The organism is Glaciibacter superstes DSM 21135 (assembly GCF_000421145.1).
GTDB classification, from domain to species: Bacteria; Actinomycetota; Actinomycetes; order Actinomycetales; family Microbacteriaceae; genus Cryobacterium; species Cryobacterium superstes.
In genome coordinates this window covers 33,909-51,090 of record NZ_ATWH01000007.1, presented here as the reverse complement: position 1 = coordinate 51,090, position 17,182 = coordinate 33,909, and the positions used below count along the sequence as shown (strand labels likewise).

Genomic DNA, 17,182 nt, shown 5'->3' with positions numbered 1-17,182 from the left:
GGGTCGAAACTCTTCCATGACGGTCGACCCGAGCGCCCAGCGAAAGGGCAACACTCTGATGACTTATGTAGACGCCACCGTCGGGGACGTGACGATCCGGATCCAACTGAATGTCGATGGCGCTCCAACGACTGCTGCTGCTTTTGCTGACGCGCTACCGTTCAGCGGGCGCGCGGTTCATGCGCAGACGTCGGGACAAATGTTCCGGATGCTTGAGGATGTACCGATCGACAACGTCTCCGAAGTTGAGGATGTCGTCCACTACCAGTGGCCGGGTGTCGTGATCTATCACCCGGGTGTCCGCGAGATCGCGTTTGCGTACGGCAACGCAAGGTTCTCGGGTCCCACCGCGGCGAGTTCGCTGACGAAGCTCGGCACTTTGGATGGGGATCTGACCGAGCTGATTGCTGTTGTCACCGAGATTCGCCATACCGGTGCCGTCCCGCTCAGCTTCTCCCTGTCGGACGATCAGACGACGCCGCTGCGCCCCATCGAGCACCAGGGCCGCAAGGTCGTCATCGACTACGACGGACTGTCCTTGAGTGGAACCCTGCTGGAGCAGGGATCTCCGGTGACGACGGCAGCCCTGATCGGCAAACTGCCTGTAATCCTAAAGTCCATCACCAGTACCTGGCGCGGTCAACACAGCACACTGGAGCTGTCAACCGGATGTGTCGGTCTGGACATGACGGAGCGGGAAGCCTCCAGCACTCACCTGGTGACCCCGGGCACCATCTACTACTCCTTCGCACACGACGAGCTCAGCTTTGTCTACGGACGGAGCAGTAACACGCTCAGAGACGGCATCCGCGAAGTGCTGACGCCAGTTATCGCGTTGGATGGTGACTGGTCTGCAGTGCAGGAACGTGCCTTGGCCCAGCTCACAGAGGGCGCCAAGCCGATTTCCATCGAGCTGGCGTGAGGTCGCCACTCGACAGACAGCTCAACGAAAGGCACAAGCAATGAACCGACGGATTCGCATCAGGATTGGTGATGTCGTCGCCACCGCCACCTTGTTCGAAGACCTGGCACCCAAGACCACCGAAGGTTTGTGGAGCGCGCTTCCTCTCGAGGAGCGTACGATCCAGACCCGTTGGTCCGGGGACGCCTGGCGCACCGAACAGGAGCACAAACTCACAGTGGCCGAGGACGGTATCGAAAATGTGGCCGACAAGCTGACCCCCGGCGACATCATTTACTTCCCGAACTACATCAACGAGCGGTACAAGATCGGGATCGCCTATGGCGACGCACGGTGGCTCAACCCGTTCTGCATGCCGCTGGATGTCGCGCACATTGGCAAGATCGACGAGGGCCTGGGCGAGTTCGTGGAGGCTTCGCAGCGCATCATCTTCGACGGTCCGTTGAACGTGACAATCGAGCGAGCCGAATAGGCTGGGGTAGCAAATCGTGCAGCTAGGATTCGGGATTTCCACTTGCCGTGAGGGAATTGCCTACGCCCCGGGATTCGCCTCGCCAGCGGACATTGTACGGCTCAGCCGCGTGGCCGCCGACGCCGGATACACGTCGCTGTGGGGAAACCAGCATCTGATCACCCAGAACGCTGTCGCCGCAACGGCATCGGGGGTTCCGAACTTCTATGACCCGCTAATGATCATGGCGAACGTGGCTGGTCAGGTGCCGGGTATGCAGCTGGTGTTTGGAACGCTGGTCGCGCCGCTGCATCACCCGTTGCTCCTGGCGAAGCAACTGGCTACTCTCGACCAGATCAACGGCGGCAACGTCATCGCGGGCCTCGGTATCGGGACGTATGTCGAGGAGACGACCATGTTGGCTCGCCCGGGTTCGCCCCGCCGACACAGGGGCAGGACCCTGAGCGAGCTCATCCAGGCGCTGCACGCTTTGTTCGAGCAGGAATCTGCGTCATTCCATGGCACGGAGTTCGAGTTTGATGACGTCGGGAGCTTCCCCAAGCCTGTGGGAACGCTGCCGATCTACACAAGCGGCGACTCGGATCTCGGGCTCGATCGGGCGGCAGAGTTGGCCGACGGCTGGATCCTCGCGAGCCGATCGCCGGCGCAGGTCGTGGTGAAGCGAGAGCAGATGGCGAGGGCGCTGACCAAACACGGTCGTGCTGAGACCGAGCTTCCGCTGGCTGTCCAGACGTGGGTATGCCTGGAGGGCGGCGGACGATCTGCTCGGAGCCGGCTGGTCGAGAGCCAGCATTTTCGCAGGCAGGTCACGTTCACCGGCAAATCGGAGGATGAGCTGATCGCCGAGTTCGAGGAGCGTAACATTCTGGGCTCAGCGGCAGCCGCGGTGGAGCACGTCGAAGCGCTGGCCGCGGCGGGCACTGATCAGGTTGCCTTGATCTTCTTGGGCGACGCCGTCGACGACGTGGTCGATGACTGCGAAGCAGTGGCGGCCGCGCTCCGATGACCATGAATTCTACGATCCAATCTGAATTGCGGAGGCACACGTGACTAACACCGTCGCGATCGACATCAATGGCGAGGTCTTTCCGGTCCGTGCGATTGCGGGCGGGCTGGATCCTGCACAGTTCCTGCTACCTCAGGGCAAATTTCGCCTGGGACAGGATCAATGGAGCGGCGCGCTGCTCACCTCACTCGGTCCAGTAGCAAGCTCCGGATCTCCGGAGGCCGGGATCGAGCTCCGCTACCCCTATCAGTATCTCGGCCTGGTGGGTTACGAACCGGTGAGCCGGCGCATCACCCTGGGCTATGGCGACGCCAAGAGTCAGGCGGCGGAGGTGATCCGACCCATTGTCCCGATCGGCGTGATTGAGACGAACACGACCCGGCTGCAGGAACTGGCTCGTGCCGCGCAGTTCGATGGCGCGGCCGCGACGATCGTGCGGGAGGTCGATGTCGCGGACACGCAGGCCGATGCGGCAGATATGCATGTGACCTTGGGCGATGTGACCGCTCCGCTGGTCTTTCGCGCTGACGCCGATCCGGCGCTGATCGAGGCGGTGCGTGACTTGCTGCCGATGAGGGGAACGGCCACCAACACCTATGCCGGTGGACCGATCACCCGGTTCTGGAACGAACTAGGAGGACGCGAAGGTGAAACGCCGCTGCCGTTGACATCCTCCGCCACAACTCAGGTTCTCGCTCCCGGAGGGTTGTACTACCTGCCGTCCGAACCGTGGCGAGGATTTCGATTCGTCTTGAGAGAGCCCACTATTATGCGCAGCGCGGTTGCCGGTGGTGCGCTGAAATTGGCGCCCGTCGCCATGGTGAATGGCTCGCTGGAGGGTCTCGCCGCCATCGCCGCCACATTGCGTGCGGACGGGCGCCAAAGAATGACGTTCACACGCGCGCCCGAACCCGATGCCCTGTAATACGAAACCTGCTGTTGGTACATCAGCTCACTGAAGAGGAGATCTGCCGTTATGAAGTACGAAACTCAATCATTTTCTCTGCCGATAACCCGCAGGGGACTGCTCCTTCTGGGAGGGGGGGTGGCCGCCGGTGGCCTGTTGGCCGGTTGTGGAGTGTCGCCTAGTCGGACTGGTACGACGGGTTCGACCAATGGCGGTAAGAAGAGAGTCGGGGGGGATCTGAAGTATGCGGGCAACTTCGATCTGCGAACCTTGGATCCGGCTTTCTCCGCAGCGTATTCGGAGCGTTTCGTGTATTACGCGATGTACAACGGTCTGGTCACCTATGACAAGGACCTGAAGGTAGTCCCGGATCTGGCGTCCGAGTGGAAATACAGCAACGACGATACGACTCTGACTTTCAAGCTGCGACCAAATGTCGTTTTCCATGACGACACGCCGTGTGATGCTCAGGCGGTGAAGTTCAACCTCGACCGGGTGCGAGACCCTGCGACGAAGTCGGGGCAGGCGGGCCATCTCGTGGCTATCAAGTCGGTCGAAGCCCCGGATGCGCTGACGGTCGTGATCCAGCTGGATCGCCCTTGGCGTCCGCTGCTGGCATCCCTCGGCGAGCGACCGGGATTCATCTCGTCTCCTACGGCGATCAAGAAGTACGGTGAGGATTACGGCGCCCACGGAGTGGGGACCGGTCCGTACAAGGTCGCAGAGTTCCAGCAGGGCAGCTACATCGTGTTGGAGCGGTTCGACAAGAACTGGAACGCGCGCTCCGCCTATCTGAACAGCATCCGGTTCGACGGCGTCCCGGAGGCGTCATCTCAGATAACCAGATTGCGCACCGGAGAGGCGACCATCATCGATCAGCTGGATCCCAGCTTGATTCCGACGATCGCTGGAGCGCAAGGTGTGACGTCAATGACGAATCCGACCGGTGTGTGGTATTTCTCCACGGTCAGTTATCTCTCCGCGCCGTTCGATGACGTGAACATCCGTAAGGCCATCGCGTACGGAATCAACAAGGATGCGGTGATCAAGACCGTCTACCAGGGCAAGGCGAGGCCGGCGAATACGCCCATCGGAGTCGGCTGGGCCGTCGACAAGAACTTCGCTGGCCCGGACTACGACTTCGATGTCAAGAAGGCGAAGGACTTCCTGGAGAAAGCCGCGGACCCGGGCGTCGAGATCCCGCTGGGAACATCGTCGCAATCGCGCAACAGTGCTGTGGCGCAGGCGATGCTCGACGGATTGAAGAAGACCGGAATGAACGTCACACTACAGACCACCCCCGCGGCCGACTACAACTCGCAGATCAAAGCCGGACGCATCCCCTGGTGGATCTCCAGCTGGTCACCGCGGGCTGATCCCGACGGTCTGCTTCGCATCGTATTCCACAGTGAGGGCGCCCAGAACTCGAACCACTACAACAACCCAAAGGTAGACGAACTGCTCGACCAGGCGGCCGCGATCAACGACCACAAAGAGGCCGCGCCGCTGTACGGCGAGGTCTATTCGCTTCTCGCCGAAGACGCCGTGTCTCTGTCGGTTGCATGGCCTGACAACACGATCGCCTTCCGCACGGACCTGCACGGTGTCGAACAGTACGGCGATGGCATCATCCGCTTCAAGGACATGTGGATGGACTGACCGGCAACGCCGCGCAGGAAGCCCCTGAAGCCCGATCGAACCGAGACACGTGTCTTGGTTGTCAACTATGAAGTATCCGCATGACGAATGGAGGTGCAGGCGGAGATGATTACGTTTACATTGCGTCGTCTGCTCTCGACTGTCGTGGTGGTCTTCCTGGTCAGTGTGATCACGTTCTACGTGACGCGAGTGGTCCTGCCAGATCCTGTCAGTACAATTCTCGGTGGGCAGGAAAGCGGCGCGAGCGCGGAACAGATCGCCCAGATCAGACAGAGTCTGTTCCTCGATCGCCCGTTTCCAGTGCAGTATTGGCTCTGGATCACGGGGGTTCTGACAGGTAATCTCGGCCGATCCTACCTGCGCCCGCAGGACGTCTCCGAGATGATCGGTGCCGCGCTGCCCGTTACTTTCGAGCTGACACTGCTGGCCCTGCTCATCGCCGTTTTCTTCGGCGTGGCGCTCGGGATGGTGGGAGCGGCGCGGCATAACCGGCCGGCTGACACGATCACGTCGGGAGCCTCTGTTCTGATGTTGTCGGTCCCGAACTTTTTCCTGGGCGTACTGCTGGTTTACCTGTTCGCGATGATCGTTCCGCTATTCCCCTCGGGCGGTTACGTCCCGTTCTTCCAGAATCCAGTGCAGAACCTGTACTACATGGTGCTTCCTGCGGTCACGCTGGCCATGGGGTACATCGGCAACCTGGCCCGGTTCACCCGCTCGATCCTGCTGCGAGTGTACTCCGAGGAGTACATCACGCGTGCTACAGCCAGTGGTCTGTCGCGCAGAACCGTGCTGTTCGGTTACGGACTGCACAGCGCAGCAGGATCGATCCTGGTGGCGGTGGGTTTGAATCTCGCCAGCCTGGTCGGTGGTGCTGTCGTGACGGAGGCGATCTTCTCCGTACCGGGCGTCGGCACCCTTCTGGCGAACTCCATCTTGGGTAGCGATCTTCCGGTGATCTCGGCGCTGGTGCTGTTGGTGACGGTGGGTGTGACCCTGATCACCTGGGTGGTGGATGTGCTCGGTGGCATCATCGATCCTCGACTACGGGCGGTGAAGGCATGACTATTCCCAGGACCTCCGCGTTCCTGGCCATCAAGGTGCCAGTATCGAAGCGAGGGGTGCTCGACTTCGTCTGGGCGTACCCCCGACTCACTTGCGGCACGGCGCTGCTGGCACTGCTGGTGCTGATGTCAGTTTTGGCTCCTGTGCTGGCGCCATATGATCCGCTACAGAATAATCCGAACGCTACGCTGTTGCCTCCTTCCGGCGAGCACTGGCTGGGAACGGACCTGCTGGGACGCGACGTGTGGTCGCGCGTGCTCTATGGGGGTAAGGACACCCTGTACATCGCAGTTCTCTCCGGGGTGTCGGCGACAGTCATCGGCGTGATTCTGGGGCTGATAGCCGGACAGCGCCCGGGCGCTGTCGACACCGTGATCATGCGTGCTATGGAGTCGGTCTTGGCATTTCCTAGCCTGATTCTGGCGCTGGCGATCTCGTTCGCGCTGGGGTCGAGCTTCACCTCGATTCTGATCGCGGTGACCGTCTCCAGCATTCCCCGTACCGCCATGCTCGTTCGAGGTGAAGTCCGTGCCCTCGCGAATCGTAAATTCGTCGACTCGGCCCGTGTTTCGGGGGCTTCGTCGACGCGCATCATGATGCGGCATGAGCTTCCCAATATGACCGAGATCATCACTGTCCAAGTAGCCCTGGACACTGGGCAGGCGATTTTCATATCCGCTAGCTTGGCTTTCCTCGGACTCGGACTCCCGCCGCCTGCCCCGAACTGGGGAGGGCTGCTGAAGGACGGCTATGTGTTCTTGGCCAATGCGCCGCTGCAGTGCCTGGCTCCCGGTGCACTCATCTTCCTGGCGTTGTTGGCATTCAACCTGATCGGCGATGGGCTACGTGATTACTTCGATCCACGCACACTCTCACGTCAAAGGATCCGACGATGAGCGTCGAGGCTGCTGAGCGAGAAGAGACCGGCGTGGCGTTGAGCGTCCGGGACCTGCGCGTCAGCTTCGCTACTCCTAATGGTCGACTGCGAGCGGTCGACGGCGTTTCCTTCGACGTCAGGGTCGGCGAAGTGCTGGCGTTGGTCGGCGAGTCCGGGAGCGGTAAGACTGCAACCGGGACGTCGGTGCTGCGGCTGACTGAGTTGAATCACGGCAGCGAAGTCAGCGGTGAGATCCTGGTGGGGGCAACCGATGTGATGACGCTCAACTCGAGCCGGCTGCGCCGCATCCGCGGACGTCATGTAGGACTGGTCCTGCAGAATCCTATGACGGCGCTCAGTCCGGTGAAGTTGATCGGCAGCCAGCTGATTCAGATGATCCGGGAGCACACCGACCTTGGTCGGCGAGACGCCCGCGCGCGAGCAATCGAGCTACTGCAGGCTGTCGGGGTTCCGGACGCCGAGCAGCGGCTCGACTCCTACCCGCAGCAGCTGTCCGGGGGTACCCTGCAACGCATCGTCATCGCAATGGCTATCGCTTGCGGACCGGAAGTGCTGATCGCCGACGAACCGACGACCGCCCTGGACGTCACCATGCAACAGCAGATCCTCGATCTGCTCAGCGATCTCATCGACGAAATCGGCATGGGGGTCCTGTTCGTGACGCACAACCTGGGTGTGGTGGCAGGGTTGGCGGACCGGGTTGCGATCATGTACGCCGGACGCATCGTTGAGGTCGGGCCCGTCTCCGAGGTCTTCGCAAACTCTCGGCATCCCTACACAGCGGCGTTGTTGCACGCGGTGCCGCAGCTTGATCACGACCGGGATGTCGAGTTGGCCGTGATCCCCGGTGCGCCGTATCAGCGGATCGGTGCTGACCAGGGATGCGCCTTTCGCGCCCGCTGTCCGGTCGCGGTAGACCGTTGCGAAACCGACGATCCACAGCTGATGGACATCAGTGCCGACCATCTCTCCGCCTGCTGGGTTCAACCCAGGGCGCACGAGGTGCTCGCCGCGACGACTATGAGAGAGGAGCTTGACGGATGAGCGAGCTGCTGACTGCCGAGAACCTGAGCGTGAGCTTCAAGGTCAGGGGCAAGGGCCTGCGCGGTGCCAGTTACACCGTCACGGCCGTTGATGGCGTTGATCTGTCCGTCAGTGCCGGAGAAGTGGTCGGCCTGGTCGGGGAATCCGGATGCGGGAAGACTACGACCGGCCGTGCCATGCTTCGGCTGCAGGCTCTCGCTGGCGGCACGGTGAAGTTCAGAGGAACCAGTACGGCGGAGCTCACTCGAGCGCAAGCGATGCAGATGCACCAGGAGGTTCAAGCGGTTTTCCAGGACCCTTACGACAGCCTGAACCCGCGAATGACCATCCGGGGGATCATCGAGGAACCATTGGCGATTCACAACCTGAATCGCGGGAAGCGGCGCCAGCGAGTGGAGGAGGTTCTCGAGCTGGTCGGCCTGAGCACGGCGCTGGCTGAGCGGCACCCGAATGAGCTCTCCGGCGGGCAGCGTCAACGCGTCGGAATCGCACGGGCGCTGGCGCCCGAGCCGACAGTTCTGGTCTGCGATGAGGCGGTATCGGCGCTCGACGTCAGCGTTCAAGCGCAGGTGATCGAGCTGTTCAGGCGGCTCCGAAGCGAACTCTCCATCGCGTGCCTGTTCATCGCCCACGACCTGAGCGTTGTTCGCTACCTGTCCGATCGGATCGTCGTGATGTACGCGGGAAGAATCGTGGAATCAGGCGAAACTGCCCTCATCACTGAGGCGCCGCTGCACCCGTACACTCGGATGCTGCTGGCGGCAGTCCCTCGACTGGATTCGAGCGGTCGGCGGGCCAAGGACAGCCGGGTGCGTGGCGAGCCTCCCAGCTTGATCTCGCCGCCGTCGGGATGCCGGTTTCACCCCCGTTGTCCTCTTGCGCAGGACATCTGCTCCAGAGTGGATCCCGCTCTGGAGACGACACCGGACGGCCGGCAGGTGGCCTGCCATTTCTGGCGCATCACCGACGCCGGCACACCTCGGGACCTGTTGCCCTCGTCGGCCTCATCGCGCCCATCTCAAACATCCGCAACCAGCGGAGATTCAGGAAACAATATGACGGGAACCATGACGCATCAAGTATCGAAAAGCGGCAGCACGAAGTCAGACACAGCAGCAACGGAGGAATCATGACTCACACACTTTCACTTCCGGCCATCGATCGCTCGCGAGGCGACGTTGCCGAATGGCCGATGCTCATCGGCGGTGAGTGGGTAAGCGCCCATTCGTCGCAGACCTTCGACGTGTTCGATCCGGGCACCGAGGAGGTCATCGCCAAGGTGGCTCGTGGCGAAATCGCTGATGTCGACGACGCGGTCGCGTCGGCGCGTCAGGCGTTCGACAGCAGGGCTTGGCTCAGGCTTGCCCCCGCTGAACGCTCTCGCATCATCTGGCGCATCGCGGACCTCATCGAGCAGAACGCTGATGCGTTTGCCGAGCTGGAGTCGCGCAATCAGGGCATGCCGATTGCATCCGCAAAGGGCGGCGTGGCGACGGTTGCCCGAGTGTTCCGGTACTACGCCGGGTGGGCCGACAAGATCGGTGGTCGGAGTATGGAGCTGATGTCCGGAGGACGGGATTACCACGCCTACACGTTGCGAGAGCCGATCGGCGTCGCTGCGCTGATCGTTCCCTGGAACTTCCCGCTGCTGATGGCGGCGTGGAAGATCGCCCCGGCGCTGGCTGCCGGATGCACCTGCATCCTGAAGCCAGCGGAGGAGACACCGTTGACGGCGCTGTGGCTTGGTAAACTGTGCATGGACGCCGGAGTCCCTGCCGGTGTGGTCAACGTCCTGACCGGATTGGGCCACGAGGCGGGCGCTGGCCTGACCGGGCACGACGATGTCGACAAGGTGGCATTCACTGGGTCCACTGAAGTCGGCAAGCAGATCATCCATGCCGCTGCCGGGAATCTGAAAAAGCTCACCTTGGAGCTCGGCGGAAAGTCGCCGGTCGTCATCCTCGATGACGCCGACATCGAGGCTGCAATCCCGGCCGCCGCCAACGCCATCTTCTCCAACGCGGGACAGGTCTGCACGGCCGGATCTCGACTGCTGGTGCACCGGAGGCACTTCGACCAGGTGGTGGAGGGAGTGTCTGGCATCGCTGCCAATCTCAAAATCGGCTACGGTCTGGAGCCGGGCACGCAGATGGGGCCTCTTGTCTCGGCTAAGCAGCGGGAACGGGTGATGGGCTATATCGACAGCGGTGTGCGCGAAGGCGCGGCAGTCCGGGTCGGTGGAACCACCCCGGATACCGGATATTACATCGCGCCCACGGTGATGACCGACCTGCGACCGGACATGCTCGCCGTGCAGGAAGAGATCTTCGGGCCGGTCGTGGCCGCGATGCCTTATGAGGACATTGACGAGATCGCAGCCCGCGCCAACGACACCCCGTATGGCTTGGCTGCCAGCGTTTGGACCAAGGACGTCCAGAAGGCGCACCGGGTGGCCCGTGCAATCAAGGCCGGCCGGGTCGGCATCAATGTGCATGGTCTGTCCGACGTGGCGATGCCGACGGGTGGCTATAAGCAATCCGGCTGGGGACGCGAGTTGGGACCGGAGGGTCTGGAGGCTTTCCTGGAGACCAAGTCCGTGTTCGCTGCGCTATGACGAGGGTGGCAGCGGGAGCAACGGAAATGATCCCGTCGTTTCTCGAAGGTCAGTGGCGCGAATCGGGCGACTCCGAGGAAGATGTCCTCGACAAGTACACCGGTCAACTGAATGGTCGAGTGGTGGTAACGGGTCAGCAGGATCTGTCCCGTGCAGCCCGCGCTCTCGCTGCCGCCCAGGAGCAACAGAGGCTGACGCCGTTTCGACGATATGAGATTCTTTCGCTGGCGGCGGAAATGCTGGCGGTGCGAGCGGATCAATTTGTCGCGAGCATCATGCTCGATACTGGATTCCCGCGCGGCGATGCCGTCGCGGAGACGGAGAGAGCAGTCGACACTCTCCAACTGAGCGCGTCTGAGGCGCGGCGCCTGACTGGGGACATGGTCCCTCTGGACGCCGCACCCCAGGCGCCGAGGGCGTGGGGTTTCACCCTGCGGGTGCCGATCGGAGTGGTCTGCGCCATCACGCCGTTCAACTCGCCGCTGAATGTGCTCTTGCACAAGGTCGCGCCAGCGATAGCCGCGGGGAACGCAGTGATGATCAAGCCGTCGCTCCACACGCCGCGGACGGCGAACCTGATCGTCGGGCTGCTGATCGAGGCGGGCCTACCGCCTGAGCTGATTGCAGTCGCGCATGGTCCCGGCTCGACGGTGGGAACCTGGCTGCTGGAGGACAAGGTCTTCGGGTTCTACGCCTTCACCGGCAGCACCGAGGTCGGCCGGATCATCCGCCGAACGATCGGCGTGCGTCGCGCGCAGCTTGAGCTGGGCAGCATCTCCAGCACGATCGTCTGCGAGGACGCGGACATTGAGCACGCTGCGGCGGGTTGCGTCGGGTCCGCCTTCCGTAAGGCGGGCCAGGTGTGCACGTCGCTGCAGCGGCTGTATGTCCATGCAGGAGTCGAGGCGGACCTGATCGACCTGATCACTGGCTTGCTCGACAAGCGAGTGGTCGGGGATCCGGCTGCCACTGCGACCGATATTGGTCCGTTGATCAACGAGGCCAGTGCATCACGGGTGGACGCTTGGATCGACGAGGCCGTCTCGGAAGGTGCGCACAAGGTCTATGGAGGAGGCCGAGAGGGGCGGGTGGTGATGCCGTCAGTCCTGACGCAGGTGGCCCCACAGATGAAGGTGATGTCGCAGGAGCTGTTCGGCCCCGCGGTGATGATCAGACCGTTCACCGCTCTGGCCGATGCCATCGATGAAGTCAACGACACGCCGTTCGGATTGTCGGCGGGCATCTTCACCAGCAACATCGGCACTGCGATGGATGCTGCCGAGAAGATCCGGATGGGCTCGGTTCACATCAACGCGTCGTCCAGCAACCGGTCCGACCTGATGCCGTTCGGCGGGGTGAAGGACAGCGGCGAGGGCCACGAGGGTCCCGCATACGCCGTGCGAGAGATGACCGAGCAACGACTCATCACCATCGGTCGACCCTGACCAGAGAAGACCTGCGGACGATATTCGACATTCCGTGGGTGAACTCGATCCGCCGGGGGCGGCGAGCATCGTCCGGGCGGCAGATCGAGACATGTTTCGGCTGGGAGCGGACGAGGCCTGGCGCGCTGGATATGAGGAAGGACGCCGGGTGGACCAGACGGCCACCCGCAACGGAGAGGAAAGCTGATGTTGACACTGGGGTACAAGGCTTCCGCGGAGCAGTTCGCGCCGCGAGAACTGGTGGAGATTGCCGTGGCCGCGGAGAGGCACGGCTTCGAGTCTGTTGCGGTGAGCGATCACTTCCAACCGTGGCGCTACACCGGCGGGCACGCCCCGTTCTCGATTGCCTGGGCGGCTGCCGTCGGGGAGCGCACCGAGCGGATCCGGATCGGGACGAGCGTGATGACGCCGACGTTCCGGTACAACCCTGCTGTGATCGCCCAGGCATTCGCGACCCTCGGGTGCCTGACCCCGGACAGGATCTTCCTGGGTATCGGGACCGGTGAGGCGCTCAACGAGATCGCCACGGGATTCCAGGGCGCGGGGGAGCAGGTGTGGCCGGAGTTCCGGGAACGTTTCGCTCGACTGAGGGAGTCTGTCCGGCTAATGCGGGCGCTTTGGTCCGGGGAGCGCACAACGTTCGATGGAGAGTACTACTCGACGCATGAGGCGACCATCTACGACGTTCCCAAGGACGGTATCCCGGTGTACATCGCGGCGGGAGGGCCCCTGGTGGCGAAGTATGCCGGGCGGGTCGGTGACGGCTTTATCTGCACGTCCGGGAAGGGACGCGAGCTCTATCTTGACGCGCTGATCCCCGCCCTGAAGGAGGGTACCGCGGCGTCCGGTCGCTCCTTTACGGACGTGGACCGGATGATCGAGATCAAGCTCTCTTATGAGGAGACCGAGCAAGCGGCGCGGGAGAACACCCGGTTTTGGGCGCCGCTGTCGTTGTCGAAGGAGCAGAAGCACGATATCACCGACCCGATCGAGATGGAGAGGGCGGCAGACGCCCTGCCGATCGAACAGGTCGCGAAGCGATGGATTGTCGGCACGGATCCGGAGGCGGTAGTCGCGCAGGTGAAGGAATACGTGGACTGGGGTTTCAATCACCTTGTCTTCCATGCCCCCGGGCAGGACCAGGAGCGCTTTATGACGCTGTTCGAGCGAGATCTCGCGCCGCGGCTGCGGGCTGTCGGTTGATGCCCGCGCGGGCCCAGACATCCGAGCGAGGCAGCAGTGTCCGAGCGCGAGGTCCTTCCCGAGTAATGCCGACCAACCAGCGCCTGAGCTGCCTGACTCGCGCGAGGAGGATGCATCGAGTTGTCTGGGCGGAGCTTCCCTCCGTCCACCTCACCGGGGGATCGTCCGGGGGCGAAGCTACACGGCAGAGATTTCAGCCTCGGCCGGATCGGAGAATGCGATCAGCGGTGTGCCGTCGACGGGATGCGTCTCGATCCGCGCCAGGGGAGCGCCCGATCCGTGAGCGGATCGGGACTGATGTGCCGCGAGCGGTCCTCTCCGTCGTCTTCAGGATTTTCCCGGCTCCGGAGCGCCTCACGGGATCCTCCTGTATACTGTTGTACAGATGGTGTATACAGTGAAGCGTTCAGATGACTAGACTCGTTGCAGTGTGAGGAATTGTCGATGAAGATCTATGTCCTGGTGAAGGAAGTGCCCGACACCTACGGTGACCGCAAGCTCGACCCGGAGACCGGCCTGACGGATCGTGCCACCGGCGATGTGGTGCTCGACGAAATCACCGAGCGAGCGCTCGAAGTCGCGCTGTGCTACGCCGATGAGAACCCTGACACCGACGTGGTCGCGCTGTCGATGTCTCCCGGATCGGCGACGGCCTCAGTGCGCCGCGCACTCGCAATTGGCGCAGCATCAGCCGTGCACATCGTCGACGAAGACCTGCGGGGCGCCGACCTGGGGCTCACAGCCGAGACCCTGGCCGCTGCCATCCGCCGCGGGGAGCCCGACCTCGTGATCGCCGGCAATCTGTCCACGGACGGCTCCGGCGGAATGATCCCGGCCATGCTCGCCGAGCACCTCGGCTACGTGCAGGCCACCGCGCTGAGCGCGGTCGAGATCGGCGCCAATAGCGTCACCGGAACCCGCAGCGCCGACGCGGGTACACAGGAGGTCGCGGCGCCGCTCCCCGCGGTCATCTCCATCACCGAGGCGCTGCCGGATGCACGCTTCCCCAATCTCAAGAACACTATGGCGGCGAAGAAAAAGCCCCTGGAGGTGCTCTCGCTCGCCGATCTCGGGGTGTCGGCCGACCCGGCCGCCGCGCCGCGCACGATCCTGACCGCCGTGTCGGAGAAGCCGCCGCGCGCCGCGGGCATCAAGATCACCAATGATGGAGACGCTGCCGGGCAGCTCGTTGAGTTCCTTATGCAGAACAAGCTGGTGTGAGCATGGGCTACCCCGAGAACCCGATCCTCGTCGTCATCGACGTCGACCCTGCAGGCGGCGTGGCGAGCAGCACAGGCGCGCTGATCGGCGCCGCATCGACCATCGGCGCACCCGTTGCGCTTATCGTCGGGGGGAACCTGGGCGCGACAGATGCTGCTGCTATCGCTGGTGCGCAGGTGGTGCTCACGGCCCCCGGCGATCCCGCCGCGCTAACAGTACCGATCACCGACGCCCTGCAGGCCGCATATCGCCAGGTGAAGCCGGACGCCGTGCTGATCTCGAACTCGATCGCCGGCCGCGACGTGGCCGGGCGCCTCGCTGTGCGCGAGAAGCTCGCGGTTTCGGTCGACGCGATTGGCGTGACTCGCGATCAGGAGGGCATCGTGGCGCATCACTCTGTATACGGCGGCTCGTTCCTCACCAACTCCGCGCCCACGCATGGCACCCCGGTCATCACTGTGCGCCAGGGGGCGGTGGGTGCTCGCGCTGACGCGGCGACTGCCACCGTCGAGGAGCTGCAGGTCCCCGCTAGCGGTGCGGTGGCGGCGGTGGCCGGCGAGATCACCGCCGTCGAGCAGGCTTCCTCGCGTCCCGAGCTGCGCGGTGCCTCGAAGGTCGTGTCGGGCGGACGCGGACTGGGCTCGAAGGAGCAGTTCGTGCTCGTCGAGCAGCTCGCCGACGCGCTCGGAGCCGCGATCGGCGGCTCGCGCGCCGCAGTGGACGCCGGATACATCCCGTACGCCCATCAGGTGGGGCAGACCGGGGTCTCGGTGTCGCCGCAGCTCTACGTGGCCGTGGGCATCTCCGGTGCGATCCAGCATCGCGCCGGCATGCAGACTGCGAAGACGATCGTCGCGATCAATAAGGACGGCGAAGCGCCGATCTTCGACATCGCCGACTTCGGCATCGAGGGCGACCTGTTCGCGGTCGTGCCACAGATCATCGAGGCGCTCGAAGCGCGGAAGAAGTAGCGATGGCCGAGCGGATGCTGCGCCACGGCCTGCCGCGGATGAAGGGCGGGCAGCCGTGGCCTCCGGCTACCGTCGTCGCGATCGCTGCTGCTGAAAAGCCGTGGGTCTCCGCGGATGAACCCGCCCGGTCGGGAGCGGCGTCGACTGATGCCGCGGGGCAGCGGGACCTGGCCGCCGGCATCCGCCTTCGTCGCGGCCTCCCGCTCGTTGCGGGCGGCGAGGCTTGGCCCCCCGACCAACCGACTTGGTCGCCGGTTGGAGCGACGACCTCGCAGACGCTGCCTCGGCTGACGGAGCAGATGTCGAAAGCAGTGAGCGAAGCTGCGCTGCAGCCGTCGTGCTTTGCCTCCGAAGCCGCAGTCGCCGCAACGGCTGCAAGGCCCTCGACGAGCGTTCTCGTGCCGGGTGTTGAACTAACCAGGCGCCACGGCCTTCCACGGGTGAAGGGCGGGCAGCCGTGGCCCCCGGCAGGCACCGTGGCTTCAGCGGTGCCCGGCATCGAACCGGGCGCAGTTGTCGCCAACGCGCCATCGGTCGCAGCCCCTCCGGAGCCCCCCGGAGCTGGTGCGCAGGCGGTCCCGCTCACGGCATCCACTCGCCCCGATCTCTCCACGCCGCTGCCCTTCACGAGCACGGCACGGCCGGGAGGGGCGGGGCTTCCCGGGACTTCCGCGCCCAGAAGGTCCCGCTTCTCCCGCAGCTGGACGCGAGCACTCGCGGTGCTGGTGGGGGCTGCGGCCCTCGGGGTGCTCGCGGGTGCCGCGATCGCCTTCGTGCGGACGCTCCTGAGCTTCCCGTTCATGCAGGACTTCCTCGCCACGTTCCCTGGCGAGTACGAGCCGGGGATAGCGGTCGCACCGGGATTCGCACCGTGGATCGGCTGGCAGCACTTCTTCACCGGATTCCTGATGGTGCTGATCATCCGCTCCGGTCTGCGAGTTCGCACGGAGAAGCGGCCGACCGTTTTCTGGACTCCACGTGGCAACCAGAAGGATAAGATCAGCCTCACGCTGTGGTTCCACCAGTCGCTCGACATCCTCTGGCTCGTCAACGGCGTGATCTTCGTCGCGCTACTCTTCGTCACCGGGAACTGGGTGCGGATCGTGCCGACCAGCTGGGAGGTCTTCCCGAACGCCCTCTCGGCCGCGCTGCAGTACGTGTCGTTCGACTGGCCGCATGAGAACGGATGGAACAACTACAACAGCCTCCAGCAGCTCGCGTACTTCACGACCGTATTCCTTGCTGCTCCGCTCGCCGCGATCACCGGGTTCCGGATGTCGGGGCTGTGGCCCAAAAGAGCCGAGCGGCTGTCGAAGGCATACCCCGTCGAGTGGGCGCGCACTCTGCACTTCCCGATCATGCTGTACTTCGTGGCGTTCATCGTCGCCCACGTGGCGCTCGTGATGCTGACCGGGTTCCTGAGGAACCTGAACCACATGTACGCCTCGCAGGATGCGGTCACCTGGACCGGGTTCTGGGTGTTCGTGGTGTCGCTCGTGGTGATCGCCGGGGCCTGGGTGGCCGCGAGGCCGCTCGTGCTCGCGCCGATCGCGAAGGCCTTCGGCACGGTGTCCGGACGCTGACCCCCGTTTCGGTGGAAGAGAACCGGGTCAGTGAGTGAAGCGAACCTACGGTATGAGATACCCGGTGCCGCTGATTCTGTGGTTGATCCCCCCTCGTTCTACCTCCCACCACCGACAGTGCACATTCAATTGAGGCGGTGTAACATTGAGACAGAACAATAGTTCTCGTCCC

15 protein-coding genes are annotated in these 17,182 nt (G+C 63.6%); all 15 read left to right on the top strand.

Translation table 11 applies throughout. The features are described from left to right. The first annotated feature begins 16 nt into the window (after positions 1 to 16). Positions 17 to 922, top strand: a complete 906-nt coding sequence (locus K323_RS0110900; RefSeq protein ID WP_022885318.1) for a DUF3830 family protein — start codon at positions 17 to 19, stop codon at positions 920 to 922. A 40-nt stretch (positions 923 to 962) separates the two neighbouring features. After that, positions 963 to 1,394: a DUF3830 family protein gene (locus K323_RS0110895; RefSeq protein WP_022885317.1), complete on the top strand. Its 432-nt coding sequence runs from the start codon at positions 963 to 965 to the stop codon at positions 1,392 to 1,394. Positions 1,395 to 1,410: 16 nt separating this feature from the next. Continuing rightward, complete coding sequence (locus tag K323_RS25455; RefSeq protein WP_169515643.1) at positions 1,411 to 2,400, top strand: LLM class flavin-dependent oxidoreductase; 990 nt, start codon at positions 1,411 to 1,413, stop codon at positions 2,398 to 2,400. Between the two features lie 40 nt (positions 2,401 to 2,440). Next, positions 2,441 to 3,325 carry a hypothetical protein gene (locus K323_RS0110885; RefSeq protein ID WP_022885315.1) on the top strand — a complete coding sequence of 295 codons (885 nt, stop codon included), beginning with the start codon at positions 2,441 to 2,443 and terminating at the stop codon, positions 3,323 to 3,325. Between the two features lie 51 nt (positions 3,326 to 3,376). After that, positions 3,377 to 4,966: an ABC transporter substrate-binding protein gene (locus tag K323_RS0110880; RefSeq protein ID WP_084697194.1), complete on the top strand. Its 1,590-nt coding sequence runs from the start codon at positions 3,377 to 3,379 to the stop codon at positions 4,964 to 4,966. A 105-nt stretch (positions 4,967 to 5,071) separates the two neighbouring features. After that, entirely contained in the window at positions 5,072 to 6,031 is a 960-nt protein-coding gene (locus K323_RS0110875; protein ID WP_026851539.1) for an ABC transporter permease, read from the top strand. Positions 6,032 to 6,087: 56 nt separating this feature from the next. Next, a complete protein-coding gene (locus K323_RS0110870; protein ID WP_026851538.1) occupies positions 6,088 to 6,927 on the top strand; it encodes an ABC transporter permease in 840 nt (279 codons plus the stop codon). Continuing rightward, complete coding sequence (locus K323_RS25450) at positions 6,924 to 7,973, top strand: ABC transporter ATP-binding protein (protein WP_022885311.1); 1,050 nt, start codon at positions 6,924 to 6,926, stop codon at positions 7,971 to 7,973. The genes K323_RS0110870 and K323_RS25450 overlap by 4 nt, the downstream gene beginning before the upstream one ends. Beyond that, positions 7,970 to 9,106 (top strand): ABC transporter ATP-binding protein, encoded by a 1,137-nt coding sequence (locus K323_RS25445; RefSeq protein ID WP_022885310.1) that lies wholly within the window; start codon positions 7,970 to 7,972, stop codon positions 9,104 to 9,106. Before K323_RS25450 ends, K323_RS25445 begins: the two co-directional genes overlap by 4 nt. 59 nt (positions 9,107 to 9,165) lie before the next feature. Further along, positions 9,166 to 10,587 carry an aldehyde dehydrogenase family protein gene (locus tag K323_RS0110855; protein WP_211219846.1) on the top strand — a complete coding sequence of 474 codons (1,422 nt, stop codon included), beginning with the start codon at positions 9,166 to 9,168 and terminating at the stop codon, positions 10,585 to 10,587. Between the two features lie 26 nt (positions 10,588 to 10,613). Then, entirely contained in the window at positions 10,614 to 12,032 is a 1,419-nt protein-coding gene (locus tag K323_RS0110850; protein ID WP_026851536.1) for an aldehyde dehydrogenase family protein, read from the top strand. A gap of 186 nt (positions 12,033 to 12,218) precedes the next feature. Continuing rightward, positions 12,219 to 13,235 carry a glucose-6-phosphate dehydrogenase (coenzyme-F420) gene (fgd, locus tag K323_RS0110840; RefSeq protein WP_022885306.1) on the top strand — a complete coding sequence of 339 codons (1,017 nt, stop codon included), beginning with the start codon at positions 12,219 to 12,221 and terminating at the stop codon, positions 13,233 to 13,235. 444 nt (positions 13,236 to 13,679) lie between these two features. Continuing rightward, a complete protein-coding gene (locus K323_RS0110835) occupies positions 13,680 to 14,456 on the top strand; it encodes an electron transfer flavoprotein subunit beta/FixA family protein (protein ID WP_022885305.1) in 777 nt (258 codons plus the stop codon). Positions 14,457 to 14,458: 2 nt separating this feature from the next. Beyond that, positions 14,459 to 15,427, top strand: a complete 969-nt coding sequence (locus K323_RS0110830) for an electron transfer flavoprotein subunit alpha/FixB family protein (protein ID WP_026851534.1) — start codon at positions 14,459 to 14,461, stop codon at positions 15,425 to 15,427. Positions 15,428 to 15,429: 2 nt separating this feature from the next. Further along, on the top strand, positions 15,430 to 17,010 hold the full coding sequence (locus tag K323_RS0110825) for a cytochrome b/b6 domain-containing protein (RefSeq protein ID WP_022885303.1): 1,581 nt from the start codon (positions 15,430 to 15,432) through the stop codon (positions 17,008 to 17,010). Positions 17,011 to 17,182 lie beyond the last annotated feature (172 nt).

Bases quoted from the DNA above. Each gene is read 5' to 3' on its own strand.
- K323_RS0110900 (WP_022885318.1), top strand. From the start codon at position 17: ATGACGGTCGACCCGAGCGCCCAGCGAAAGGGCAACACTCTGATGACT.
- K323_RS0110895 (WP_022885317.1), top strand. From the start codon at position 963: ATGAACCGACGGATTCGCATCAGGATTGGTGATGTCGTCGCCACCGCC.
- K323_RS0110880 (WP_084697194.1), top strand. From the start codon at position 3,377: ATGAAGTACGAAACTCAATCATTTTCTCTGCCGATAACCCGCAGGGGA.
- K323_RS0110875 (WP_026851539.1), top strand. From the start codon at position 5,072: ATGATTACGTTTACATTGCGTCGTCTGCTCTCGACTGTCGTGGTGGTC.
- K323_RS25450 (WP_022885311.1), top strand. From the start codon at position 6,924: ATGAGCGTCGAGGCTGCTGAGCGAGAAGAGACCGGCGTGGCGTTGAGC.
- K323_RS25445 (WP_022885310.1), top strand. From the start codon at position 7,970: ATGAGCGAGCTGCTGACTGCCGAGAACCTGAGCGTGAGCTTCAAGGTC.
- K323_RS0110855 (WP_211219846.1), top strand. From the start codon at position 9,166: ATGCTCATCGGCGGTGAGTGGGTAAGCGCCCATTCGTCGCAGACCTTC.
- K323_RS0110850 (WP_026851536.1), top strand. From the start codon at position 10,614: ATGATCCCGTCGTTTCTCGAAGGTCAGTGGCGCGAATCGGGCGACTCC.
- fgd (WP_022885306.1), top strand. From the start codon at position 12,219: ATGTTGACACTGGGGTACAAGGCTTCCGCGGAGCAGTTCGCGCCGCGA.
- K323_RS0110835 (WP_022885305.1), top strand. From the start codon at position 13,680: ATGAAGATCTATGTCCTGGTGAAGGAAGTGCCCGACACCTACGGTGAC.
- K323_RS0110830 (WP_026851534.1), top strand. From the start codon at position 14,459: ATGGGCTACCCCGAGAACCCGATCCTCGTCGTCATCGACGTCGACCCT.
- K323_RS0110825 (WP_022885303.1), top strand. From the start codon at position 15,430: ATGGCCGAGCGGATGCTGCGCCACGGCCTGCCGCGGATGAAGGGCGGG.